Below are 23,545 nucleotides of genomic sequence, written 5' to 3' on the forward strand. Positions count from 1 at the left end.
CGGACGAGCCAACCCCGACCTTCTCCGCATCCGCGTGCTGCACGGTTACTGATCACGGAAAGTGGGCCAGACCCACACGCACTTGGCCGTTGACAACCGATGACCGGCTTGTCGACGTACGAAGCAGGGCCTTGCCTCATGATCAGTGAGACGGTGCCGTTCCGACTTGTCTCATCTAACCTGAGGCACCGCAGGTCAGGGTGCGTGCCCGCCTCATGTGAACGAGACAGGACACCTGTCTTGTGGAAGTTCGGCCGGAGTACGTGCGCCGGTACTACCAGGTCTGCCTGCCTACCGGGGCGACCGGGTGATCGATTACGGTAGGCAAGCGAGCCGTCACTTGTTCCAGGCCACCAGGAACTCCGCCAACGAGATGCGCCCGTCCACGTCCCCATCGTGCTGGTCCGAGACCGTGAAGATCGAGTCGAGCTCGGCGGCGGTGACCTCCTCGCCGTGCGCGTTCATAGCGAGTACGAACTCCTCGCGCGTGATGTATCCGTCCCCGTCGCGGTCGAACTCCTGGAACGTGGCGGTCGGGTCGTCAAGATCCGGCATAGGTGACCTCTCATCGTGCGATTCATGCGATGTACGGGCAAGCAACATCGAAGCACAAGCTTCTACCCACGGGAGGGACGACGGGTCGGAAAGCGCCGGTCGCGGCGCCGATCCCCACACCAGCAGGAAGGGAGCGCCCATGGGGTGACTGAATAGTCGCCGTCTTCGACGGTTCTAGGACGAGGATGGTTTCGTGTCGGGGGTTGCTGTCGCTGGGTCGAGCGTCCAGTAGACCTGGACAGGCCCGGCAGAACACAGGTCGCCGTGGATCGCCCTACGCCTTGTAGGCCCGAATGCCACCCTGCTAATCGGGGCTGAACGGCATGTCAGTTACTTCGCTACTGAGGGCGTAACGCATGCAGTTGGTGTGGCGATGGTTACTTCCGGTTGATGTTGTAGGTGTAGTCGAGAAGAGCACGTCATAGCAGCTGGTTTGTCCACACCTTCGCCATCGAGTTGACCTATTTGGAGTGGCCACCATACTTCTCGGCTGGTCGCATATACCCGGGAGTCAGGGGAGATAGCGTGAAGGCCAACGAGACCACGCTTCGCAAGCTCATTCAGGGAGACCAACAACTCCTGGTCCCGCTGTACCAGCGCCAATACACATGGGAACGCCAACAACTCGTCCAGCTGTGGGCCGACCTCAAGACCCAGGTCGACGTCCTGGCCGAGGGACGGCAGGACGCCCCCAGCCACTTCCTGGGGTCCGTGGTGCTGGCCCCGGGGCCAGAGCTGGCGCCGAGCCGGTCTCAATGGATCGTGGTGGACGGCCAGCAGCGGCTGACCACACTGATGCTGGCGCTCTGCGCGATTCGCGACCACCTGGTGGCCGAGGACCCGGGACACCGGGAACGGATCGACGAGTTGCATCTGATCAACAAGTTCCAGCGTGGCGAGATGCGTTACCGGCTGCTGCCCACGCAGGGGGACCGGGCGGCGTTCAAGGCCTGTGTCGACGGGGTGCCGGAAGGTAAGACCGACAGTCTGGTCGGCAACGCGTACCAGTTCTTCAAGACCATGCTGGTGGAGTTCGACGACCCGGCCGATCCGCATGACATCGACCGGGTGGAGACCGTGCTCCTGGACCGGCTCAACCTGGTGCAGATCCTGGTGGAGAAGGACGACAACGCCTTTCGCATCTTCGAGTCGATCAACAACACGGGGATGCGGCTCAGCCAGGTCGACCTGATCCGCAACTACGTGTTCATGTGCCTTCCCACGCTCGGCCAGCACGTCTACGACGACTACTGGAAGCCGACCCAGGACCTGCTCGATCCCAAGGCGCTGGAACAGCTGATGTATCTGGTGCTGGTCCTCAAGGAGGGCGATGAGGCCCAGTACAACGCCGTCTACCGGGGCCACCAGCAGCTCCTGCTGGAGCTGGCGGGCGACGAGGCGAAGGTCGAGCAGTACGTCAAGGATCTGCACCGCCGTGCCCGGCACCTGAAGCAGATCCTCAACCCGGATGGCGATTCGCTGGTCGCGGCGCGGTTGCGCTTCCTCAAGGAATGGCAGGCCTCCACCGCCTACCCGCTGGCGATGCGGCTGCTGGAGTTCCGCGAGGACGATCTCATCACCGACGAGGAGGCGGCCCAGGCGCTGTCGTACGTCGAGAGCTTTCTGGTTCGCCGCCTGATCGCCGGGGTGACGACCAGCAACCTGAACCGCATCTTCCAGCGGCTGGCCGTACAGCTGACCGCTGAGGATGAGGTGCCGCAGGCGGTGCGGGCCGCGTTGTCACCGGCCCGCCTGTACTGGCCGTCCGACGCACAACTGCGCGAGGAGATCCGCAGCCGTGCCTTCTACTGGCAGGGCCGTACGGCCCAGCAGAAGCTGGTCCTGCGCCGCCTCGAGGAATCGCTGGGGAGCAAGGAACGGGTGGACCTGGCAGACAAGCGGATCACCATCGAGCATGTCCTGCCGCAGTCCATGACCGCCGACTGGCTGAACGAGCTGTCCGGTGAGGGCGATGCCGCCGACCTGCTGCACCGGCAGCTGGTACACACCCTTGGCAACCTCACCCTCAGCGGCTACAACTCCGAGCTGAGCAACAATTCGTTCACCACCAAGCGTACGCAGCTCGGACAGAGCGGTCTGGTGATGAACCAGGAGATCGCCGCCTGTGAGCGCTGGGGCAAAGCCGAAATCCTGGCTCGCGCTGACCGGCTGGCCGAGCGGGCGATCGCCCTCTGGCCCGGCCCCGAGGAGACCAACCGGGGCAGCGCCGCTTCCCGCGACTGGACCCTGTTGCACAACGCGCTGGCAGCCCTGCCGCCCGCCACCTGGACCTCCTACTCGGATCTGGCCGAGTTGATCGGCTCGCACGCGGTGCCCGTGGGCGTGCACCTGGCCACAGTCCAGGCCCTCAACGCCCACCGGGTGCTCACCAAATCCGGGCAGGTGTCCGAAGGCTTCCGATGGATCGACGCGGACGACGAACGCGATATCCGTGATGTCCTGCGCGCCGAGGGCATCACGCTCGACGAGTCCGGCCGCGCGGTCGCCGACCAGCACGTCAGCGTGCGCGAGCTCGCCGAACTGCTCGGCCTGCCCGCCGCCCAGGATCTGGCCGAGTCAGAACTGGCGGGGGAACATGACACGGACCTTGAGATCGTCGGTGAGCATGAACAGCGCTTTGTGCGCCAGCTCAACGAGGAGAGCGGCCCGCAGGCCGCCGGTGCGGTCCATAGGGTGTTGGGGCACTGGCGAGCACGCGGCGGCGAGGTGCAGTACGGCACTGCCGCCGGCGCCTCCTGCGCTCCGGTGATTAAGATCGATGGAAAGTCGATCAACGTCATTCGCTTCTATGCCAGGACCGTCGAGATCCCCTTCGGGACGCTCAAGAAGCGGCCGCCCTTCGACGACCCGGCGTTGCGTGAGGAGCTACGGCAGCGGCTCAACGACGCGCCAGGTGTAGACATCCCTGTGGCCAAGCTGGAGCTCTACCCCTCGATCAAGAACACCCAGCTGGCCAACGTGGCGGTCTTCGATGTCATCGTCGCTGTTCTCGACTGGTTCGCAGCGAGGGTTGCTGACTGAGTTCGGCCGGCTATGTCGGGGCCGGGCGCGGCGTGGGGCTGGCCGACTTCGTGTCGACCCCCGGCGGACGAAGAGCCCCGTACGGGTGGATCGCTGGCCTACCACGTGCTCGACATCATGGAGTCGTTGCTGACCTCGGCACGCTCCGGCGCGGCGGTGAACATCGCGAGCACTTGCGAACGGCCTGCGCCGGTGGACCTGATCCGGCTCGACCACACGCTGTGATCGTTTCTCGCGGGTCGCGTTCAGGGGACGTTTCCAGCGTCGACGGTGCCTATGACGTTCTCTACGGCGATCGCCGCTCGCGCTGCTGGGCCTGGGCCTGGGCCTGGGGCTGCTTGGCCGCCGCGCCGATACGGCCGCCGTACCGCGTCGTGCCCGCCAGGTATCGCCACGCTGCGTCACTCTGGGATGAAGGAGGAGGACCATGCGCGATGATCACGACAGCATCGATCCGTCTCCCGGAGAGTCGCGCGCGATGAGGCGGCCACCGTACGGCCTGCCGCCTTGGGAGCGGCCTCGGCTCTTCGCCGCATCGGACTCCCCCAGCTCCCTCAGCTGGCGAAGGTACTCCACCCCGGTCCCACCAGGGCGATCGTCGTGGGGTACTGACAGCGCCGCGCCTTCAATGAGGGCCGCCTCGATACCGACGGCTCGCCCGAGGGTTGCTGAACGCACGGTGGTCACCTCGCCGCTCTCACCCACGCCCAGACCCAGCCCCACGTCCCGGACGCCGCCCTCGGCGACGTTCAGCTCAAGTCCCAAGGTGTCGGAGAACAAGGCGATGTCGTCGGGGAGCCTTCGTCGATCAGCGGTCCCGGCTGTGCCGCGGCAGCGGCGTGAGAGCGTCCCGGCGGCCCCGCGCAGAAAGACAACGATCCACGTTGACCGTGTTAGAGAGCCCGAGCACATCGGTCCGAGTGGCAGCAGCGAGGAGGGAGCGGCATCGCTGATCACCGGGAAGTGCGACGAGCTGTTCCCGCCTTCTCTCCCCGAGTTCCGCGTACGCAACCAGGCGTGTCATCAGATCTTTGGCTAGCCAAGCTGAGCCGACCGCGGCGAACGTGAAGCGGGCTGGGCCGGCCATGACCCAGCCGTGCTTCTCGGTTTCAGTACGTAGCCGCGAAAAGTTAGATGCGGTGTGTGGTCCAGAACGACGTCAGGTCAACCGTCGTCGCGGCCTGGGCGGCGGCCTTGAAGTCGGTCACTGTGGAGATGCCGTACCAGTGGGCGGTGGCGTAGTCGTGCAGGAGCGTCTGCATGGTCGACGTACCGATCAGGCGGCGCAGGTCGTGCAGGGCGCACTTGCCGCCCAAGACCAGCATGAGTCCCCGATCTGTATCGGGGACTCACCATGGACACTTTTGAGAAAACCCTAGAAGGCACTGAGGATCTTGTCTCGGCGACCGCGTCGGGGTGGTGGACCTCGCGGGTTCCAGGCCCTGGTTGGGGCGAGAGTCCTTGGTGGATTTCGAAACCATGAATCGTTAACTCTCAAAAGGTATTCCGACGTGGCCGATTTCAGGCCGGGAACATCCTGGACCCATCTGTCGGAGGGTGACGTTTCCTATGCGGTGAGTATGGGGGCGCGGCTCAAGGCCAGTCGAACTCTCCCCTTCGCACGCCAATCACAAAGGCGACCCAGTCCGAACGACTGAACTCAAGGACGGTTCCGTCAGGCGAGTTGGAGTCCCGGACGTAAGCAGATACTGGGCCGAACGCAACCTCCACACACTCGCCCGTCGAACTCGCGGAACTCTTACACCAGGTCAGCTCGGGCGGATCGCCAGGACCTTGAGTCATCAAGCTATCCTCCAATGTCGTACTGAGAATAGCCCGGCCAGTCAAGATCGTACAGAGCTGCTCAAATTGGTGGCAAGGTCAGCCGATGGTACTCGAGTGCGAGAGCGGGTCAGCTTCATCGCATGCCGTCAGCGACGTCGGTGATGAACGAAAGCGATTCGTCCGGGCTCAGCGCCTCCTCGAGGATGGCCTCGAAATCGGCGCGGACGTCGGAGATGCGCGAATCCTCGCCGGTGACCGTCTCATGATGATCACCGCATTCGATGTGCAGCAACTCGCCCAGCCCGCTATCGAGCTCGAGCAAGGTGAAAGCGCCGCGAAGCATACCGACGTGGGACCCCGCACTGAAAGGCACGATCCTGATATCGATGTGTTCGCTGCCCTCCGCAACACTCACCATATGACGAAGCTGTGTCGGCATAATAGTGCGATTGCGACGTACCCCGACGTGTCTGTGAACTACCGCTTCGTCGAGCACGAAAATCTCGCGCGGGGGAGTCGAGCGCTGCCTCAGCTTAACCTGGCGCATGAGGCGGAGCCTGACCAATCTATCAAGGGCGTCCGTATCATGTTCAGCGTGTGCGAGAGACTCCGCATAGGCCTGTGTCTGCAGTAGCCCGGGGACGGCCAGGGGCTGGAACTGCCTAATTACGCATGCTCCCGCTTCGAATCCTACATAGGCCAGATAGGCATTGCTCGTGTCATTCTTGAAGTCGCTCCACCACGCTTTGGCGCGCGCTCCCTGATTCAGTCTGTGGAGTTCGTCCATAAAAGCAGGGTCGGTGACGCCATAGAGACGCCCCAGCGCGTCTAGATCAACCTTTGATATTCCGGTCCGTCCGCCCTCTATCCGGATCAATTTAGACGTGTGCCATTCCAGAGCTTTGGCGACGTCGTCCTGGGTCAGACCGCGTTGCTTGCGTAGCTCCGCCAGCCTCCTCCGGAGGAGTGCTCCCTGGATAACAGGGCCGCATTGATCCACCGCACTGCACCTCACCTTCCGTAGTCGCACATGGCTTGCCTGCTTGCAGCGCGCAACGTGACGAGCCCACGCTACCCCAACCTGCTTGGGGGTCTCCTGACTGCCTGATGGCCCCAACCATCAGCGCAGACATCCGCCCACGTTCCCGGCGTGGCGGGTTGTGCACCGGTTCTTGACCCTCTGGTATGTTATGCGATGCAACGTAGCGTTTTGCTACCTTGCATGGAAGCTGAACTGACGGAGTGTGATGCTGATCACGGGGCCTGATGCGGAGAGATGACCCGTGCGTGCGACAGGAGCGCTTCGCGGGTGAGTAGCCAGAGGTCTGAGGAGGTCGCTGCGACACAGGATGCGATAGGCCACACGCTCTGGGCAGCCACAAGAAAAGTCTTGGCAGTCGGGGAGGGAAAGTGTCCAGAGCCCTGTGGCACGGGATGGCGAGTGCCGATCTAATGGGAATTGGGGAAAAGGCTGTCCTGCGCGGGCTTCTGAAAACGGCGGAGGAAGACCTCCGCTTCCCGCCGCGCAAAAACTCTTCCGACGAGGGGTGGGTCCGTGGCCGCGAAGGGAGGATGGCGTGGCGGCGCGCGACTCCTGCCTCGGGGGCCCCAGGCGCTTGCGATGAATCGTCCGACTATTACTTGGTATACCGCGAGCCCACCGAACAGGAGTATCGCGATTCAGAGGGTGGGCATATAGCCTTCTACATCATGCGCGTGCTGCACAACTCGGACTTGGAATCACTCGGCGCATAGTCAAGGCCAGTCGATGCCAAGACGCCTTGCCAGGTCTTCCGTCAGCTGATCGCCGGCTTCGACATCCTTGTCGGCCCGAGTTGGCTCCTGCTCGCCCTCCTCGGCCACCCGTTCCAGGTAGCGGGCGATCAGCTCGCCTTCCAGGCCTTTGTTGAGCAAAGGAGAGATGAGGGCCACGAACTTGCCGTGACGGGTGATGATCGCAGGCTCGCCGGAGTCGTTAATCTCCTGTATCACTTCAGCCGTTCTCTGATTGAGGTCGCGCATCTTGTAAATACGCACGTCTCCTCGACTTGCCTGTGGCTTCTCAGCGGTCATAGGACATCCCAGCAAATCTGCGTAGTACCTTTGTACTACATTTCCCCTTCCGATGCGACCCGAGACCGCAATACAGACAAGGACTTGACCATGAGCATCCCTGCCGCTGAGCCGACCCAGTCGGCGGCGAGCGACGTGTCCTACGTCGCCGACCTGCGTGTGGCCGCGCGGTGGTTGGTGGGATGCAGCGCTTCGGTGGTCGCCATATTAGTTGTCCCGATTCCGTTACAAAGCGTTTCGGATCTCACCGAAGTCGGGCCATTGGCGGTTGTCTCGGCTCTGCTCGGGTTCCTCGCCGCCCTGGCCAGCGCCGTATGGGTGCTCTACAGTGCGGCGGCGGTTCTGGCCGTGCCTCGTCGAAGCATCGGTGAGCTTGCCGAACTCGACCGTGCGGACAACAGCAATTTTCCGGATCGGCGTGTTGAGCAACCCACGTCCGCGCTCATCTCTTATCTGGTTGCCGCGCGCCGTACGGACTTACTGGGGACTACTCAGGATGCTGTTTGGCAGCTCGCCAGCGACATGGCCAGGGCCCACGATGCATCAATGCGGCCCCAAACGGGAGAAAAGATACAAATAGGCACACAAAAGTACGATCTAGGAAACCCTGTAGACAAGGCAGCGTTGGCGACTCTTGCTCTCGACCTTGAAAGACGCGCTCAGCGCGTCGTGGACGCTGCGGCTGCCTTCGAAACTCGGCAGCGCTACGAACGATTGGCAAAGGGCATGAAGTGGGTGGGCGTACCGTTCGGGGCGAGCTTTCTGCTTCTCCTGGGGCTGCAGACGCTTCCGACTGCTTCTATGGCTGTGAAGACTCCGACCAGTGTTCAGATCGTCGTACCGGCGTCTGGGGAAGATCCCTGTAGGGGCAGGGTTCTTGAGGGCGTCGCCGTGGGCGGCACAATGGACGCCCCAGTCGTAGTGCTCCCCTCGCAGCCAGGCTGTCCCGCCAGGAAAATCACTGACACGGACGAGTTCATCGTCATACCACGCACCGCCAAGTAGCTTTCACAATGACGGGCTAGGCCACGCATGCGCGGTCGCGCGTACAGCCAACGGTGATTCGCCAGCTCGTTCTACGGCCCCCCGCACCCGTGGTCGCCCGCGTGCTCGGCTACGACGGAGACCACCGCCACCACTCGACTCGCCACTGCGGCCGAAAGCCCCTGGAGCCGCTACACCCCCGGCGACCACGAACAGTGATACCCCTCAGGTGATCAGAAAGCAACACATTGGGCCCCTGCCGGTGCCGCCCCCGCGAGGTGGGACCGGTAGTTCGGGCAGGTCGTGATGTCCTCGTGCGAGCAGTTCATCCCGGCTTCGAGGAGATCGAGTGCTGAGCGCTGCGCGATCCCGCCTGGCGAAGGGCCCGACGCAGTTGATCACGGCGGCCGCGCCGTTCAGCGCGGTCGAGCGAGGCCGGATCGTCGACAGACGCCTGCCGCGCCTCAAGCCCCGGCTGGTCCTGCGCTAGTGCCAGCTCCAGCAGCTTGCCCTGGTCACGGCCGAGGAGCAGAGGTACGTATCCGCGCTCGCGCAACTCCGCGACCACGAACCGCCCGGTGTGCCCATAGGCACCGAACACCGCCACGTTCCGACCCGTACGTTCCGTGCGTGAGGCGATAGGCGTCCGGCGGTCAGGCCGTGCGTCCGCGATAGGTCACCGTCGTCTTGCCGCCCAGGCGGACCGACAGCCCGGGATGCAGGCTCACGGCGGCGCCGGGCGGGAGATTCTGGAACTCTCCGCCTTCGGTGAACCTGATCGCCGTCCCGCTCACCGAGTCCAAGTCGTAGACGTAGGCATTCCAGCCGTCCACCTGAATCGCCAGGTGCTGCTCATCGATGCCGTCCACCAGCACTTCGACCGTGGGATGCTGCGGGTCGGCGTAGTTCCTCGCCCCGCTGCCGAAGACGTAACTCCGGTCGAGGGGGAACTCGCGGCCGTCGTCGAGCACGAGGTCGCCCAGCTTGGGACGGGCTGCGGTGTGGTGGGTCGGATACGGCCCCAGCTCCGCCTGGCACACCATACAGGTGCGGCGCTCACCATTGGTGAAGTGGCCGTTCGGGCAGGTCACGCCGTAGATGAGGTACTCGTCGCCACTCTGTCCGAGTAACGGTGGAAGGGGCACCTCCGGATAGGTGGCCTCCGGCCCCAGGACGCCGATGCCGTATCCGACGGGAGCTTCGCGAGGTTCGGGGGGCGGCGGAGTGGGTTGCCCCAGTAGCGCGGCCCGCAGATCGTCGGGATGCTGGAAGCGTTCGGCCGGGTTGAGGCTTGTGGCGCGGTTGACCACGTCGAGCAGCGGCGGCTCGATGCCGGTGAAGTCGAGCCTGCCGTGGAGGATGCGTACGAGCACGTCCTGCACGTTTCCGGTGCCGGCGGGGGGACGGCCGGTGGCGGCGAAGGCCAGCACCAGCCCGAGCGCGAAGATGTCCGATCTGATGTCCTGCGGGTTCCCGCCGACCCCCTCGGGCGACATGTACGACGGTGTGCCGACCATGACCCGGGGCAGGGTCGATTCGGACTCTTGAGCGCTCTTCGCGATGCCGACATCGACGATCATCGGCCCGGCGTCGGGATTCATGATGATGTTGGCGGGCTTGAGGTCGAGCCGGAAGACGCCCTGACCGGCGATGTAGGACAGCGTCTCGGCCAGCCGAGCCCCCAACCGGGTCACTTCGTCCGGCGCCAGCGGCCCGTCCTCGTCGACCTGCTGTTGCAGTGTGGGGCCCGCCACGAGCTCCATGACCAGGGCGAGGTCCCCCTGATCGGTCACGGCGTCCAGCGTGCGCGCGATCGCGGGATGATCGAGCCGCCGGGCCACCTCTATCTCGCGCTCGAAGCGCCACCGGGTCTCGGCGTCGTGGAGCTCGGACCTGACGAGCTTGACGGCGACGAACCGGTGATCGGTACGGGACCACGCCTTGTACACCGAGCTCATCCCGCCCCGCCCGATCAGCTCGACCAGGTCGTACCGGTCGCCGATCACCCGGATCACGCCTTGAAGGGGCTCTTCGGGCGCGGCCGGAGCGGGGGACACCAGCAGTGACACGTCGAGCGAGGCCCGCTCGGCCTCGCTGTGCAGGGCCAGGCCGAGCAGCTGACGGCGTACCGGATCGGCCAGCGCGTAGCTGATGAGCCGTGAGGACGGATCGTCGCCGATCAGGGTGGACTGCGCGTTCGCCTGCCGGACGATGTCGATGATCCTCCGCTCGACCAGATGGTCCAGCAGCCGCTCCACCTCCGTATGCGCCACCTGCAGCATGGGGTCGAGGTGCCCGGCGCGCAGGATGTCCTGAACGGTGAAGGCGTCGCCGTCGGTGCGCAGCACCCAGTCGACGCTGTAGTAGCTCGCCATGCGCCAGCGATCCTTGTCGATGGGTACGGCGAGCAGCCGCTCCTGTCCGCTGGCCTGGTGGTAGTCGTGCAGGATCTCCTCCATGGCCGCGTAGAACTCCACGCGCTCGCGGTCCACGCCCTCCACCCGCAGGTACGCCCGATCGCCATCCCAGATCACCAGCTCGCTGAACTCCTGCAACAGCCGCCGCGGCACGCCACGTGCCTTGAACCTGAGGTAGCCGGTCAACCGCCGCAGTTCGTCCTCTTCCAGCGTGTCGTCCAGCAGCGTGCCGAGGAGCCGTTCGGGGGCCTCCCACATGCACGGCACGTAGATCCGCCAGGCGAAGACGCTCTCGTACACGCTGTTGCCGCGGCTGACGTCCCGTACGGCAAGGTCGTGCAGATCGGGCCCGGCCACGATGAGGAAGTGCACGCCCCGCATGGTCAGGGCGTTCTTCAGCGTGTTGAGCATCTGCTCGAAGGCGTCGAGCCCTTTCGGGGTGCCGGTCAGCTTGTCGGCCTCGTCCAGCACGATCACCAAGTGGATCCGGCGGCCCGGCCGGCGCCGCCACCACCTGCGTGCCGTCGGCATCTCAAGCAGTGACACGATCCGGCCCAGATCGTGCTCGACGTCCGTGTCGGAGTAGGTGAGAAACGATGCCTCCATGGCCATGGATCGGGTGCGCTTGCGCGACATCCCGAACCCGGGCGCGATGAACCCCACCAGCCCCGTCAGCTTCTTGGCCGCCTCGCCGAGACTCAGCGACAGCGTCGTGGTGTTCTCGGTCGCGTCGGACGATGTCTGCTTGAGCCCGTACGAGGTGCGGATGTGGGCGAGCATGAGCGCCCGTTGCACATCGGGGGCGAGCTTGTCCAGGATGCGGCGATCCGCCAGAGCCTCATAGGCCCGCCGGACGACGGCGAACAGCAATCGCTCAGGCGTGGTCGGCCGGGCAACGCTCAACACGATCGGGACGACGATCTCCCCGGGACCGCCGTTCCGCTCGATCTCGTGCAGCGCCCGCGCCACGACCGTGCTCTTGCCGACTCCGCGGAACCCCGTGACGAGGAACGTTCCGCCCCTGGACTTGCGTAACCGCTGCTTGAGCTCGGCCACGAAGGCCTCGTTGCCGAGCATCGGAACGGCGTCCTCTTCCGCGTGCAGCGGTTCGTGGACGTAGCGGAAGGTCGTGCTCAGCCGTACATCGGGCACCACTCAGGATTACCATCCGCTTCCGCCCGCCGCCAGAAGAACTCGCAGGTCCCGGTGCGGGGGTAACCGAGTTCCCTAGTGTCTGGAGAGCGGCAGCCGGACGGCACCCCTCGTCTCGGGCGGTCTTAGATCGAGTAGGCGCCGGAGGCGAGGGCGATGACGCCGACCACGGTCATCAGCAGCGCCGAGCCGGGGTGCATGGCGATTGAGATGCGGATGTCCTTCTTCTTCCAGGCGAGCCAGACGCCCGGGTAGAGGAAGACGATCTTGGACAGGACCGTCCAAGGGGCCCAGAAGTGGTACACCGAGAAGAAGAAGGTGTTGAAGAACGGGGCCCACTTGCCGAGTTGCGGGAGGCGGGGCAGCAGGAAGCCGCGGAAGTAGTACTCCTCGATCAGGGGCAGGGTGAAGCCGGTGAACGGTGCGCAGATGAGCAGCGTGGTGATCACGAGCTCGTGTGAGTAGCCCTGGAGGTAGGCGGTGCCGTCGGGGCCGGCGCCCTGGTAGTTCACCCAGGTGAAGAACCAGTCGTAGACGATGTTGTCCAGCGGGGTCAGCGAGAGCGAGACCACGGTCATCCACACGAGGCACGCGGCCCCGAGCCAGAAGACCTTGCCGCGCGAGAGCGGCTTGTCGCGGTAGTGGACGACGCCCTTCATCGTGAAGCGGCCGGTCTGCTTCTTGCCCAGCCACAGCAGGAATAGCTGGAGCGGGAAGAGCACAACCGCGAGGGCGATGGCCCAGGCCAGGAAGATCGGGAAGTTCATCGCCCGGACCAGGGGGGCGGCGATGAACGCGTACACGGCGACGATGACCGCGCCGGGCACCAGGTGCAGTGCGATGGAGAACGGGACGGAGTGACGGTCGGCGAGGAGCTTCGCGACGAAGCCTTTCGGCTGGGCGCCTTGGGTGTCGGCCGGGGGCCTTGCTGTATCCATGCCGAGAATCGTGGCCCCGCGACCAAACATGGAGCTGACATGGCCCTGATACGGCTTCGAGTCGCCGTGAAAGGCGCAGGTTACGGTGGGTGCGGACCGCGCCGGCTTGTGGTCTCCACCATGCCCGATGGTCTGCCTGCCTACCGGGGCGACCGGGTGATCGTTTACGGTAGGCAAGCGAGCCGTCACTTGTTCCAGGCCACCAGGAACTCCGCCAACGAGATGCGCCCGTCCACGTCCCCATCGTGCTGGTCCGAGACCGTGAAGATCGAGTCGAGCTCGGCGGCGGTGACCTCCTCGCCGTGCGCGTTCATAGCGAGTGCAAACTCCTCGCGTGTGATGTATCCGTCCCCGTCGCGGTCGAACTCCTGGAACGTGGCGGTCGGGTCGTCAAGATCCGGCATGGGTGACCTCTCATCGTGCGATTCATGCGATGTACGGGCAAAGCAACATCGAAGCACAAGCTTGTCCCCACGAGAGGGACGACGGGTCGGAAAGCGCCGGTCGCGGCGCCGATCCTGGATCCGCAACGGCAAGAACTTCGAGCCAACCGCCACCGCCTCATTGCGGGACCCCGCTGACTTCATCGCCCGCGCGTGTCTGGCACGCACCGATATCGAGACCCACGCGGTGCACATGTGGCACGCCGCACGCTGGCTGGCCTGGCGACGCCGCCACCAGGCACGTTCCCGCTGGTTCCACCGCCGCCTCCGCCTCAGCCGACCAAATACCCCTGGACGTTTGACGCAGCGGATCACGATGCCGGCGACCGGGGCGACGCCCGTGGGCGTGACGCACTGCCGGGGTTGAGGGGGCGGGCGTTCGCACGCAGTTAGGCATCCAGAAACACGGCCGAAAGTTAGGCGTTCCCTGGAGTTGATTATGATCTTCCGCCTTGAACAGCTCGCATTCCACGCGATCCGGGACTGCGAATATGACGAATCGGGAGCATCTAACTTCATGCGCACGCGCAGCAGTGTCGTCACCTTGGCCAGTGTGGCGCTGGCCTCCACCTGCTTCCTGATCAGCCCGTCGCCGGCGAGCGCGGCCGGCCCATGTGGAGCCGGCTACAGCCGCATCGACGTCTACGCCATCCCACAGAGCGGTCCGAAGATAGGTTCCCTCGAGCTCTACTACAACTCGGGCAACGGGAAGAACTGCGCCCTCGCCTACGGGGTCGGCTCCGACTACTACGGAAAGTCCACCTACAAGGACGTGGCCATCCGCCGTGCGGGGGGCAGCGGCGGATGGGTCTCGAACAACGGGTATTTCAAGTACTACGCGGGTCCGGTTTACATCTCAGCCAAGGACACGTGCATCGACCTTGCCGGCTACATGGGGGGAACTGAGCGCTACGTGTGGAACGTGCACTGCGGCTGATCCGCGGTCTGCTCGTCGTGATCCGTACCTCGTTCTCGACGGACACCCGGTAGTACGCCCTACTTCGGTATCTGGAAGCCGCCGATCTTCTGCTCGAGCAGTTCGGCCAGCCGTAATGGGGTCCGGTCCTCGAACATCGGACCGATGAGCTGCACTCCCACCGGCAGACCCTCGGGGGACCGGCCCGCTGGGATGGCGGTGGCGGGCAGGCCGGGCATAGTGGCCAGACCGGCCCAGACGAGCTGGTCGAAGTACGGGTACTCGACGCCGTCGATGTCGATGCGCCGTTCCAACGGATTGGGGTTGTGGTCGTGCGGGAACGCGGGCGTCGGCGTGATCGGGCACACCACGGCGTCGAACTCGGCGAACAGCTGCCGCCAGCCGTGGCGGTGGAGTTCGCGACGGTTGTTCGCCTCCATCCAGTCGCGGTGGCTGAACACCATGGCGCGCAGCCGCACGGCGTCAAGACGCTGGTCGTCCGCGCTCAGTCCGGCGGCGCGGGTCCGCAGCTGCTCGTACGATTCGATGGGAAAACGCGCAACGGAGCCCGAAATCAGCAACTGCATGTAGAGCGTCGCGGCTTCGGTCAGATCGGGCAGCAGCGGACTGTGCCGTTCGACGCGGGCGCCGCCGTCGACAAGCGCGTCGGCCACCCGGTTCACGCCCGCCCGCACGGCGGACCCGATCGGAATGAGCGGATGCTCCTCGAGCACCAGGACTCGGAAGTCGCAGAGCCGCTCGTGGCGCGCGGGCGGCAGTGTCACGTCGTACGCCATACCGTGCGTCAGCGGGTCCGGTCCGGCCATGACGTCGAGCAGGAGCGTGAGGTCGCGGGCGGTGCGCGCCATCGGACCGACGACGGCCAGATCGAGGTCGACCGGCAACGGCGGCGCCGGCGGCGCGACCATGCCGCGGGTCGCCGCCAGCCCGAGCGTCGGCTTGTGCGCGTAGACACCGCAGAAATGCGCGGGGGTGCGCAACGAACCGGCGAGGTCGGAGCCGATGGACAGCGCGCCGAACCCGGACGCCAGTGCCGCCGCTGATCCGCCCGAGGACCCACCCGGCGTGCGATCGTGATCCCACGGGTTGTTGGTGGTGCCGTAGATCTCGTTGAAGCTCTGGATATCTTGCAGCCCCACCGGCACATTGGTCTTACCGAGCACCACCGCGCCCGCAGCCTTCAGCCGCGACACCTGGACCGCGTCCTCGGCCGGCATAAAGTTCGCCTGCGGCGGCATGCCCCAGGTCGTGGGCAGCCCGGCGATGTTGTAGGACTCTTTGACCGTCACCGGAATGCCGAGCAGTGGCCGGTCCTCGCCGCGGGCGCGCGCCTGGTCGGCACCGCGCGCGGCGGCCCGCGCACGGTCGAAGTCCGGCACACAGATCGCGTTGATCGCCTTGTCGTCCCGCTCGATACGGGCGATCGCCTCGTCGGTCAGTTCCGCCGAGGTCACTTCACCGGCACGCAAGGCAGCTACGAGTTTTTCGGCCGTCTGAAAATTCCACTCCATGAATCCGGACCGTACCGGCCGCTGAAAGAGGCCATAAAATGCCGCTTCGCACAACGGGTGCTGGGTCCGATCGTCTTCCGAGTTCGGCCGGCGAGGCGTTGTCTGCCGGCTTCTCGTAGAGCATCCGGGCAATTCCTTGCAGTCGGTCGTCCCGTGGCTCCGGCAGGTGCGGTGACTGTTCGTGTGCTTCGCGGAGTTCATCGACGAGGACTCGAAGGAGGCGCGTGCGCGCGGAGCGGCTGTAGTCAGGCGCGGCGTCGTCGTAGTTGCGGGACCGGTCAGGGTGAGCAGGACCTCGCGGGCGAGGCCGGAGGCCAGGAACACGGCGGGATGGTCTGGTATGAGCCGGGCGAGGGATGGCGCGAGAATGACGATCCGCATATCGGTGTCGCCGTGGGCGCGGTGGTAGTGCGTGAACTCGGCGGGGGCCCAGGCGACCCGGTTGGCGAGAACGATCGACGTGTTATTTGCGGCTGGAGGACGATCGTGACGTCCGTCCGCTTAGCCGGGGTCGGCGCAGAGTTGGGAGGTCAAGGTGGTGCGGGCCCACTCTTCCCACGTGTCCGGTGACCAGCCGCGGTCGCGGACGAAGATCAGGTAGAGCTGCGGACTGAGCAGGCCGAACAGCAGGTCCGCCGCCATCTCGATGGAGAGGCCGGGACGGGTGTCGGGCTTGCCGGCCAGGGCTTCGGCCGCTGCGTACTGCACGGTGTAACGCGGGTCGGGGCCGTCCGGCCACTGCGCGGCGATCTCGGGGTCGGTGGCCGCGGCAGCCGCGATCAGCGGCATGATCGGGGCGACCCGGCCCAGGATCTCGCGAGTGCCGTGGACGTGCGCGCGCAATTGCCCGGCTGCGGTGGGCTCGGCGCACGCGGCGCGAAACCACTCACGATCCATGGTGGCGACCGGCTCGGTGTCCCCGGCGATGGACGTGTCGACGACATCCTTGAACAGCGTGCGCTTGTTGCGGAAGACGAAGTAGACCGTCTGGACGGCCACGCCCGCCCGGTCCGCGACCTCCTGCAGGCTCGTCGCCCCGTAACCCTGTGCGACGAACAGCTCGCGAGCCGCCTCGACGACCTTTTCACGGGTGCGGCGTGAGCGCTCGGCTCGCTTGTCTGGCCGTTTGACTTTGTCCATATTGCGAGTATATCTCTAGAGTCTGTCACTAGAGTTCAACTCTAGATTCTTGGAGGAGACGATGGACCAGCCCAACGCCACCCAGAAGCCGAAACCGGACCTGGCCTCAACGCAGCGAGACCCGGAGGAAGAGTCCGTACACCGCGCACTGGAGGGCTACTACCGCACCGGCAAGCCACCGTGGGACACCGGCGTGACGCCGCCCGAGCTGGTCGCCCTGGTAGAGGGGCACGGCGCGCTGCCGCCCGGCCGCGCCCTCGAACTCGGCTGCGGCACGGGGACCAACGCCATCCACCTCGCACGGCACGGCTGGGAGGTGGCGGCCGTCGACCTGATCGACCGCGCTGTCGACCAGGCCAGGGAGAAGGCTGCGGCGGCGGGAGTGGCAGTACGGCTGCTGCACGGAGACGCCACCCGCCTCGACGAGCTGGACGTACCGGGCCCCTTCGACCTGTTCTTCGACCTGAGCTGCTACTGCGGGGTCCCGCTGCACCGCCGCGACGCCTACGCCGCCGGGCTCACCCACCGCGCTGCTCCCGGAGCACGGTTGCTGATGTTCGGGTACGGCCCCGAGCCGCTCGGCAATCCGATCCCAGAGGTCACGTCGTGGGCGGCGGGCGTCACAGCCGACGAGCTCCGCGCCAGGTTCCCAGGCTGGGAACTACTCGACGTCACACCGGGCACCAACTCGGTGCCGACCTTCTGGTTCACGCTGCGCCGCGACGCCTGGCTTCGTAGGTGACGGTTGACGCCACCTGTAGGTCAGTTCTGACTCCACCCAGTGCCTGGGGGACCCGATTTTGTAGGTGAGAAATGACTCCACCTGGCGGGCCCGCTGCGACGGATTGAGCCCGTGCCGGGGCAGAGCCTGTTTCTGAACTCTGGGACTCGCGAGCGCATCCCGTCCGCAGATGATGCTTTGGACAAGCCATGGGACGAAATCAGCGGGGTCGGCTGAGGTGCGGGGCGCATGTGCGGCTGTCGGCGAGGTTGATCACAGCGGGCGGTGGTCCGGAGCGGCGTGGTGTGGTGGGGCGGAGCCGGTCGCGGCGCGAACAATTCACCGAAGGCGACGGCCCGGCCGCTGGGCAGTGCAGCCGGATCGCCCCTCGGGTGTCCGGGCTGTGCAGCACAATTAGTCGCATGACAAGACTTCGCATCGCGCTCGCCAACCTCGAAATTCCCGAGAATCCAGAAGACTCCGTGGTGCGAGCCGAGCGCGCGGTCAGAGCCGCTGCTGCTGCCGACGCGCATATCGTGTGCTTCCCGGAAGCGTACGTGCCGGGCTACCCATGGCCGCCGCAATCGCGTAAGGCCGTGAGCGCCAACTTCTTGGAAGCTGCGCACGAGCGCATCGCCCAGGCCGCGCGGGAGAGCCACATCTACGTGGTGCTCGGTACGGAGCGGTACGTTTCCGACAAGCCACGTCTGACCACGCTCGTACTTCGACCCGACGGCGATCGAGCGGGTTATCAGGACAAGGTGCAGCTCGACCCAGCAGAAGATTCCACATACGAGGCGGGCAGCGATCGCCGGATATTCGAAGTCGACGGCTTCCGCTTCGGCATCGTGATTTGCCACGAGGGCTTTCGCTATCCGGAGACGGTACGCTGGGCCGTTTGCAACGGCGCCCAGTTAGTGTTCCACCCGCACTATAACGAAGCAGAGCCCGGCGCGTTTCAGCCAACTGAATTCGCCGACCCGAGAAACTCCTTCCACGAGAAGGCATTTCTATGTCGCGCCGCCGAGAACAATTGCTACGTCGCCGCCGTCAACTGCGCGAGCCCGGGATCGCCCACGACATCCGCCGTAGTGCGGCCGGACGGCATGCTGCTTAGCCATCAGCCTTACGGAAGGCCCGGGCTGTTGGTCTGCGACATCGATCCCGCCGAAGCCACGCCACTGCTCGCGCAACGCCTGAAAACTTGTTCTTGAGTTGTCGAGCAGGGTTCGGTTGAGTCGTTCGACCTTGCCGTTTGACTGGGGTCAGTGCCGCACGGCCCACAGATACGGACACCTCGATGAAGGGGGCCTCCGAGGCAGCTGACCCAGCCTGACGGGGAACGATCACACACCTCATGGGAAACGACCTACAAAGCGCCGAGACGTCCCTGATCAGAGGCACTCGTGAGCACCCGGGCGTGCGCGTCAACGCCTCGCCGGCCGGGCAAAAGGACGCCGACGTGCCCGGCCCGTAGGACGGCGCCGTCTTCGTCAGCCCGCGCCGTCTTCGTCAGCCCGCGGCGACCGCGGCGGCCCGGGCGGCCTGCTGTTCGGCGCGGGCGCGGGTGGCGGCCAGCCGGTAGGAGTCGGTGCCGGTTTCGATGATGTTGCCGCCGAACGTCAATCGGTCCACTATGGCCGCGCAGAGCCTTGGATCCGTGAAGGTTTTGGTCCAGCCTCCGAAGGATTCATTGGAGGCGATCGCCACAGAATTCTTTTCCTCACGCTCCGTCAATACCTGGAACAGCAGCTCCGCCCCGCGACGATCAAGCTCCATATAGCCGAGTTCATCAATGCACAAAAGATCGACGCGGCCGTAGCGGGCGATGGTCTTGGCCAGCAGTTTCTCGTCGGCCGCCTCCACCAGCTCGTTGACGAGCTTGGTGGCCAGCACGTACTTCACCCGGTACTCGTGCATCGCCGCCTCGGTGCCCAGCGCGATAAGCAGGTGCGACTTGCCGGTTCCGCTGTCGCCGATCAGACACAGCGGCAAGCCCTTCTTGACCCAGTCGCACTTGGCGAGGGTGTGGATGGCAGCCGCGTCGATAACCGGGTTGGCGTCGAAGTCGAACTGCCGGATCGACTTCTCGCGTGGAAAACCGGCCGCCTTGATCCGGCGCTCCGAGCGGCGCCGTGCCCGGTCGTCGCATTCGGACAGCAGCAGTTCGGCCAGGAACCCGCGATACGTCATCTGGTCGCGGCCGGCGGCTTCGGCCAGCTCGGGGTACTGGGAGCGGATGGTGGGCAGCCGGAGCATCCGGCACGCCTGGTCCACGGCGGTGTCGGCGGCCTGTTCGGTCAGTCCGCGGTTGCGCTTGGAGGTCACGGTGCCTCTTCCTGGTATGCCTGGCCGTCGGCGGGACGCCGGCGGAATCGCAGCAGCTGGTCGTAGACGGCCACCGACGGCAGCGGCCTGGGATCGGGCGGCAGCGCGGCCAGGCGCCGCTCGGTCAGCGAGGTCACCGTCGCCCTGCCGTCCACCCGGCGGCGCGGGGTGTCCTGGTCGGCCTCGCCCCACTTGCGGGCCTCCAGGGCGACCGCGTCGGCGGTCAGCGCGCCGGCCCGCAGCGCGGTCGCGATCCCGGCCACCACGTGCTCGTGGACCATGTGCCGGTGCAGCAGCAGGACGGAGATGAGCGCCCGGGTGCCCTCCGCGTCGCCGTGGGCGGTGCAGGCCGCCTGCCACCAGGCGTCGTGGACCGGGGTGAACTTGCCCGCCGACCGCGCCTGGTCCAGCGCGGTCGCCCCCGGCAGCGCGCCGGGCTTGCGGACCAGCGCCTCCAGGTAGTGGTCCAGCTCCAGCCGGGAGCCGCCCTTGGCGATCAGCCGCTCGTGCCGGGCGACTTCCTTGTGCGCGTCGTAGACAACGAGCTCGGAGGCGTGCAGCACGACCCGCACCATCCGGCCGATCAACCGCACCGGCACCGAGTAGTGGTTGGTGCGCACGCTGACCTGGCTGTAGCGGTCCACCCGCAGCGAGGACACCAGCCCGGTCTCGAACTCCTCCTCCGGCAGCGCCACCAGCAGCGGGCGCTCGACGGCGAACATCTCACCGACGGTCAGCGCCCGCTGCATGATCCGGCGGGCGTCGTCCTCCGCATCCCAGCGCTCCACCATCGCGTTCAGCTCCGCCAGCGAGGCGACCTTCGGCACCGGGACCAGGTGGTTCCTGCGGAACCAGCCGATCTGCCCCTCGACGCCACCCTTCTCATGGGCGCCCTCGATGCCGGGATTGCAGTAGAAACTGTTGATCGAGAAATGCGACCGGAACGCCGTCCAGCGGTCACTTTCCACCCGTCCCCGGGTGCGGCCCAAAACCTGGCTGACCGCGGCGCGCAAGTTGTCGTAGCGGACCTTGCCGCGCGGCACGCCGCCCAGCACCTCCAGCGCGTGGACATGGCCTTCCAGGAACGCTTCCTGCCCGCACGAAGCGAAGATCTTGTGCACGGCCTTCCCGCTGAACGACAGCCGCAGCGAGAACAGGAACACCTTGGTGGACACGCCGTCCAGGTGGATCCACACGTCCCCGAAGTCGACCTCCGCCTCGTCACCGGGGCGGTGGGTCTGCGGCACGAACGCCTGCGGCGGCCCCCGGCCCTCCTCCACCCGGATCTCCGGACGCCGCACGGCGATGTAGGCGCGGACCATCGAGTAGGTCACGCCCCAGGCGTCGTGCTCGTCGATCAGCCGGTCGAAGACCCGCTTGACGGTGTGCCGCTGCTTGCGCGGCGCGTCCAGGTCCTCCCGCAGGATCTCGTCGATCGTCGCCTTGAACGGATCCAGGCGCGAGATCCGCGGCGGAAGCTGCTTGCGCGGCACCGGCCACACCGACTCCAGCGCTAGCGCCAGCGTCCTGCGGCCCACCCCGTACTTGGCGGCCAAAGCTGCTGGACAGCCCTTCGACCCGAGCGTCATGGCGTATCGCCGCGTACAACGCGACCTTCGAAAGGGGCACTTGAGCCACCCAGGGCTAGCTGATGCACCCCGATACTCCCACCGAAAGGCCCCCAGTGGAGTCAAAACTCACCGACATCAACTGTCGCCGACAGCACTGGAGTCAGAACCCACCAACATCTGGCCTCAACTCTCACCTACAAAGCCAGACGCCTATGCATCGTCGCCACCGCGAATCACGGTTCGGTGGTGAGTACGGGCATCCAGTTCGGACGGCTGAGGGTGCCGGTCCAGCCGGTGAGTGGCGTGACCTTCTGCTTGCCCGTCACGTCGACCAGCACCAGGCGGTAGCGGGACTTGCTGCTGTCCACGGTCGCGCGGTCCTGGGCCCAGGCGATCAAGTGCGTGTCGTCGGCCCAGGCCAGCGACTGCAAGATGACGTGATCACCCGATGGCTTCAGGAGAGTGGTGCCGCCGGAATCGACGTCCACGACGAAGGGGGCCGAGCCGCTCCTGCCGCCCATGGCCAGGCGTCGGCCGTCGGGGGAAAGCCCGGCGGGCTGGTCGCTCGCGGACTCGTGGGCGGGGCCGGGGCGAGGGCGCCCGGTGAGGTCGTAATACTTGCGGGGTTTCTGCCGGGCGCCGGTGTTCTCCCAGATCAGCGAGCCGTCGCGACTCCACAAGAGATCATCGCGCAGGCCGGCGGAGGCCGGGTCGCCGGGCAGATTGTGGAAGGTGGCCTTGCCGCTCTTCACGTCCACGATGGCGAAACCGGTCCTGACCTGTCGTGCGTCCGGTTTTCCTGCGGGATCGGCGAGCAGGCCGGGGATGTGGTCGTACGTGGTCACCAGGAGCCGCTTTCCGTCCGGCGACCAGACGACGCTTCCCGCCACCGCACGGCCGAGGTCGATCCAGCGTCGCAGGCTGGCGACGGTGGTGTCCACCAGGCCGATCCGGCGGGCGGGCAGCGTCTCGTCCAGCACTGCGGCCGTCCGGCCCGAGGGCGCCACGTCGACCCATCCCCATCGCGCATGTGTGTAGCCGCCCGTGCCTGCGTGCGTGAGGAGGTACCAGGAGCAACTCGGCTCGCAGACGGCGTACGCGGTGAGCGTGACGTGGCCGGCGGCGACGCGTTGCACCGGTGTGGGGTCGCGGAGATCGGCTGCGATGCCACCCTCGATCCGGCTGGTGGCGACTTGGGGGTCGTCGCGAGGGACGAGGGAGGGCACCGTGATCACGCCAACGATGACGGCGGCGGCCAGCGTGGCCGCGGTGGCGGTCGCCCGCCTGATCCGCATGCGCGTGCGCTGCCGCCACGCGGCCTGCGCCACGCCGGCCGGCAGCCTGGCATCGTCGGCCACCGCGGCGAGGACATCTTTCACCAGCTCGTCAGTGCTCATATCAAGGTTCCTTCCGGGCGGTGAACGTGGAATGGACGTACAGGTCGTGGAGCTCGGGGCACAGCTGCAGGAGCCGGGCCAGGGCCCGGTGAGCGGTGCTGCGTACCGTGCCGATGCTGCAGCCGAGTGTGGCGGCCACGGTCGACTCCGACAGGTCTTCGAAGTAGCGGAGCACGAGCACGGCTCGCTGCTTGGAGGTCAACTTTCCGAGCGCGTCCTGGATCAGGATCTTGAGCTCGACATCGTGCGTCGTGTCCGCGCCCGGCCGCTCGGGGAGATCCGCGACGGCGTACTCCCGTCTGCGCCGCCACCACGAGATCTGCTGGCGATACATCACCTGCCGGAGGTATGCCTCCGGATCGTCGATCTTGTGCCATTTGAGCGCTGTCTTGGCCAGGCTGGTCTGCAGCAGGTCCTCGGCCGCGTGCTGGTCCCCGGCCGTCAGCAGATAGGCAAGGCGGATGAACGCGGGCGAGCGTGCCGCCACGAACTCGTCGAACGCGCGCCGGCCCGCAGGATCCCCGATCACCGGGAAACCTCGCCGCGCAACT

20 protein-coding genes and 1 pseudogene are annotated in these 23,545 nt (G+C 66.0%); 5 read left to right on the forward strand and 16 right to left on the reverse strand.

The annotated features are described in order from the left end of the window. Window positions 1-336 precede the first annotated feature (336 nt). Window positions 337-555 (reverse strand): EF-hand domain-containing protein, encoded by a 219-nt coding sequence (locus AB0F17_RS50350; protein ID WP_358039133.1) that lies wholly within the window; start codon window positions 553-555, stop codon window positions 337-339. Window positions 556-1,080: 525 nt separating this feature from the next. Here AB0F17_RS50350 and AB0F17_RS50355 point away from each other — a divergent pair. Then, window positions 1,081-3,597: a DUF262 domain-containing protein gene (locus AB0F17_RS50355; RefSeq protein WP_358039136.1), complete on the forward strand. Its 2,517-nt coding sequence runs from the start codon at window positions 1,081-1,083 to the stop codon at window positions 3,595-3,597. Window positions 3,598-4,035: 438 nt separating this feature from the next. Here the strand turns inward: AB0F17_RS50355 and AB0F17_RS50360 are convergent, their stop codons facing one another. From AB0F17_RS50360 to AB0F17_RS50380, 5 genes are all read right to left on the reverse strand, one after another. Then, window positions 4,036-4,362: a hypothetical protein gene (locus AB0F17_RS50360; RefSeq protein ID WP_358039138.1), complete on the reverse strand. Its 327-nt coding sequence runs from the start codon at window positions 4,360-4,362 to the stop codon at window positions 4,036-4,038. A 365-nt stretch (window positions 4,363-4,727) separates the two neighbouring features. Continuing rightward, complete coding sequence (locus tag AB0F17_RS50365) at window positions 4,728-4,922, reverse strand: hypothetical protein (RefSeq protein WP_358039141.1); 195 nt, start codon at window positions 4,920-4,922, stop codon at window positions 4,728-4,730. Window positions 4,923-5,190: 268 nt separating this feature from the next. After that, window positions 5,191-5,400 carry a DUF397 domain-containing protein gene (locus AB0F17_RS50370; RefSeq protein WP_358039144.1) on the reverse strand — a complete coding sequence of 70 codons (210 nt, stop codon included), beginning with the start codon at window positions 5,398-5,400 and terminating at the stop codon, window positions 5,191-5,193. Window positions 5,401-5,515: 115 nt separating this feature from the next. Beyond that, the gene (locus tag AB0F17_RS50375; RefSeq protein ID WP_358039147.1) at window positions 5,516-6,382 is read right to left on the reverse strand and encodes a helix-turn-helix transcriptional regulator; all 867 of its coding nucleotides are present in this window, start codon (window positions 6,380-6,382) and stop codon (window positions 5,516-5,518) included. A gap of 755 nt (window positions 6,383-7,137) precedes the next feature. After that, the gene (locus AB0F17_RS50380; RefSeq protein WP_358039149.1) at window positions 7,138-7,419 is read right to left on the reverse strand and encodes a type II toxin-antitoxin system Phd/YefM family antitoxin; all 282 of its coding nucleotides are present in this window, start codon (window positions 7,417-7,419) and stop codon (window positions 7,138-7,140) included. A 126-nt stretch (window positions 7,420-7,545) separates the two neighbouring features. Between AB0F17_RS50380 and AB0F17_RS50385 the strand changes: the two genes are divergently transcribed. Beyond that, window positions 7,546-8,460 (forward strand): hypothetical protein, encoded by a 915-nt coding sequence (locus tag AB0F17_RS50385; protein ID WP_358039151.1) that lies wholly within the window; start codon window positions 7,546-7,548, stop codon window positions 8,458-8,460. Window positions 8,461-8,764: 304 nt separating this feature from the next. Here the strand turns inward: AB0F17_RS50385 and AB0F17_RS50390 are convergent, their stop codons facing one another. The 4 genes from AB0F17_RS50390 to AB0F17_RS50405 form a co-directional block, all read right to left on the reverse strand. Next, entirely contained in the window at window positions 8,765-9,046 is a 282-nt protein-coding gene (locus AB0F17_RS50390; RefSeq protein ID WP_358039154.1) for a hypothetical protein, read from the reverse strand. Between the two features lie 46 nt (window positions 9,047-9,092). Next, window positions 9,093-12,011 (reverse strand): protein kinase, encoded by a 2,919-nt coding sequence (locus AB0F17_RS50395; RefSeq protein ID WP_358039157.1) that lies wholly within the window; start codon window positions 12,009-12,011, stop codon window positions 9,093-9,095. A gap of 122 nt (window positions 12,012-12,133) precedes the next feature. Continuing rightward, window positions 12,134-12,946 (reverse strand): CPBP family intramembrane glutamic endopeptidase, encoded by an 813-nt coding sequence (locus AB0F17_RS50400; RefSeq protein WP_358039160.1) that lies wholly within the window; start codon window positions 12,944-12,946, stop codon window positions 12,134-12,136. Between the two features lie 185 nt (window positions 12,947-13,131). Next, window positions 13,132-13,350, reverse strand: a complete 219-nt coding sequence (locus AB0F17_RS50405) for an EF-hand domain-containing protein (RefSeq protein WP_358039163.1) — start codon at window positions 13,348-13,350, stop codon at window positions 13,132-13,134. Between the two features lie 478 nt (window positions 13,351-13,828). On the opposite strand from AB0F17_RS50405, the gene AB0F17_RS50410 reads away from it, so the two are divergent. Continuing rightward, window positions 13,829-14,326 (forward strand): spore-associated protein A, encoded by a 498-nt coding sequence (locus AB0F17_RS50410; RefSeq protein WP_358039166.1) that lies wholly within the window; start codon window positions 13,829-13,831, stop codon window positions 14,324-14,326. A gap of 59 nt (window positions 14,327-14,385) precedes the next feature. On the opposite strand, the gene AB0F17_RS50415 is transcribed toward AB0F17_RS50410, so the two are convergent. Together AB0F17_RS50415 and AB0F17_RS50420 are read right to left on the reverse strand one after the other, a co-directional pair. After that, a complete protein-coding gene (locus AB0F17_RS50415; protein WP_358039169.1) occupies window positions 14,386-16,218 on the reverse strand; it encodes an amidase in 1,833 nt (610 codons plus the stop codon). A gap of 120 nt (window positions 16,219-16,338) precedes the next feature. Continuing rightward, window positions 16,339-16,977, reverse strand: coding sequence for a helix-turn-helix domain-containing protein (locus tag AB0F17_RS50420; RefSeq protein ID WP_358039172.1), 639 nt, complete (start codon window positions 16,975-16,977; stop codon window positions 16,339-16,341). Window positions 16,978-17,038: 61 nt separating this feature from the next. Between AB0F17_RS50420 and AB0F17_RS50425 the strand changes: the two genes are divergently transcribed. Both AB0F17_RS50425 and AB0F17_RS50430 read left to right on the forward strand, forming a co-directional pair. Beyond that, a complete protein-coding gene (locus AB0F17_RS50425; RefSeq protein ID WP_358039174.1) occupies window positions 17,039-17,719 on the forward strand; it encodes a class I SAM-dependent methyltransferase in 681 nt (226 codons plus the stop codon). Between the two features lie 401 nt (window positions 17,720-18,120). Continuing rightward, complete coding sequence (locus tag AB0F17_RS50430; protein ID WP_358039177.1) at window positions 18,121-18,912, forward strand: carbon-nitrogen hydrolase family protein; 792 nt, start codon at window positions 18,121-18,123, stop codon at window positions 18,910-18,912. Between the two features lie 298 nt (window positions 18,913-19,210). Here AB0F17_RS50430 and istB read toward each other — a convergent pair whose 3' ends face one another. The 4 genes and pseudogenes from istB to AB0F17_RS50450 all read right to left on the reverse strand — a co-directional run bounded on the left by istB (window position 19,211) and on the right by AB0F17_RS50450 (window position 23,523). After that, on the reverse strand, window positions 19,211-20,026 hold the full coding sequence (istB, locus tag AB0F17_RS50435; protein WP_358039180.1) for an IS21-like element helper ATPase IstB: 816 nt from the start codon (window positions 20,024-20,026) through the stop codon (window positions 19,211-19,213). Further along, window positions 20,023-21,655: pseudogene (istA, locus tag AB0F17_RS50440) on the reverse strand (IS21 family transposase). The gene istB and the pseudogene istA overlap by 4 nt, the downstream one beginning before the upstream one ends. Before the next feature lie 175 nt (window positions 21,656-21,830). Next, the gene (locus AB0F17_RS50445) at window positions 21,831-22,994 is read right to left on the reverse strand and encodes a hypothetical protein (RefSeq protein ID WP_358039182.1); all 1,164 of its coding nucleotides are present in this window, start codon (window positions 22,992-22,994) and stop codon (window positions 21,831-21,833) included. Window position 22,995: 1 nt separating this feature from the next. Continuing rightward, window positions 22,996-23,523 (reverse strand): SigE family RNA polymerase sigma factor, encoded by a 528-nt coding sequence (locus AB0F17_RS50450; RefSeq protein ID WP_358039185.1) that lies wholly within the window; start codon window positions 23,521-23,523, stop codon window positions 22,996-22,998. Window positions 23,524-23,545: the final 22 nt, after the last annotated feature.

Origin of the sequence: Nonomuraea sp. NPDC026600 (assembly GCF_040638335.1) — a bacterium.
Taxonomy (GTDB): domain Bacteria; phylum Actinomycetota; class Actinomycetes; order Streptosporangiales; family Streptosporangiaceae; genus Nonomuraea.

Coding starts and splice junctions, on each gene's coding strand:
- AB0F17_RS50445 (WP_358039182.1), bottom strand. CDS start 22,994: ATGAGCACTGACGAGCTGGTGAAAGATGTCCTCGCCGCGGTGGCCGAC.
- AB0F17_RS50370 (WP_358039144.1), bottom strand. CDS start 5,400: ATGACTCAAGGTCCTGGCGATCCGCCCGAGCTGACCTGGTGTAAGAGT.
- AB0F17_RS50365 (WP_358039141.1), bottom strand. CDS start 4,922: ATGCTGGTCTTGGGCGGCAAGTGCGCCCTGCACGACCTGCGCCGCCTG.
- AB0F17_RS50400 (WP_358039160.1), bottom strand. CDS start 12,946: ATGGATACAGCAAGGCCCCCGGCCGACACCCAAGGCGCCCAGCCGAAA.
- AB0F17_RS50410 (WP_358039166.1), top strand. CDS start 13,829: ATGATCTTCCGCCTTGAACAGCTCGCATTCCACGCGATCCGGGACTGC.
- AB0F17_RS50415 (WP_358039169.1), bottom strand. CDS start 16,218: ATGCGGATCGTCATTCTCGCGCCATCCCTCGCCCGGCTCATACCAGAC.
- AB0F17_RS50430 (WP_358039177.1), top strand. CDS start 18,121: ATGACAAGACTTCGCATCGCGCTCGCCAACCTCGAAATTCCCGAGAAT.
- AB0F17_RS50385 (WP_358039151.1), top strand. CDS start 7,546: ATGAGCATCCCTGCCGCTGAGCCGACCCAGTCGGCGGCGAGCGACGTG.
- AB0F17_RS50420 (WP_358039172.1), bottom strand. CDS start 16,977: ATGGACAAAGTCAAACGGCCAGACAAGCGAGCCGAGCGCTCACGCCGC.
- AB0F17_RS50405 (WP_358039163.1), bottom strand. CDS start 13,350: ATGCCGGATCTTGACGACCCGACCGCCACGTTCCAGGAGTTCGACCGC.
- AB0F17_RS50350 (WP_358039133.1), bottom strand. CDS start 555: ATGCCGGATCTTGACGACCCGACCGCCACGTTCCAGGAGTTCGACCGC.
- AB0F17_RS50425 (WP_358039174.1), top strand. CDS start 17,039: ATGGACCAGCCCAACGCCACCCAGAAGCCGAAACCGGACCTGGCCTCA.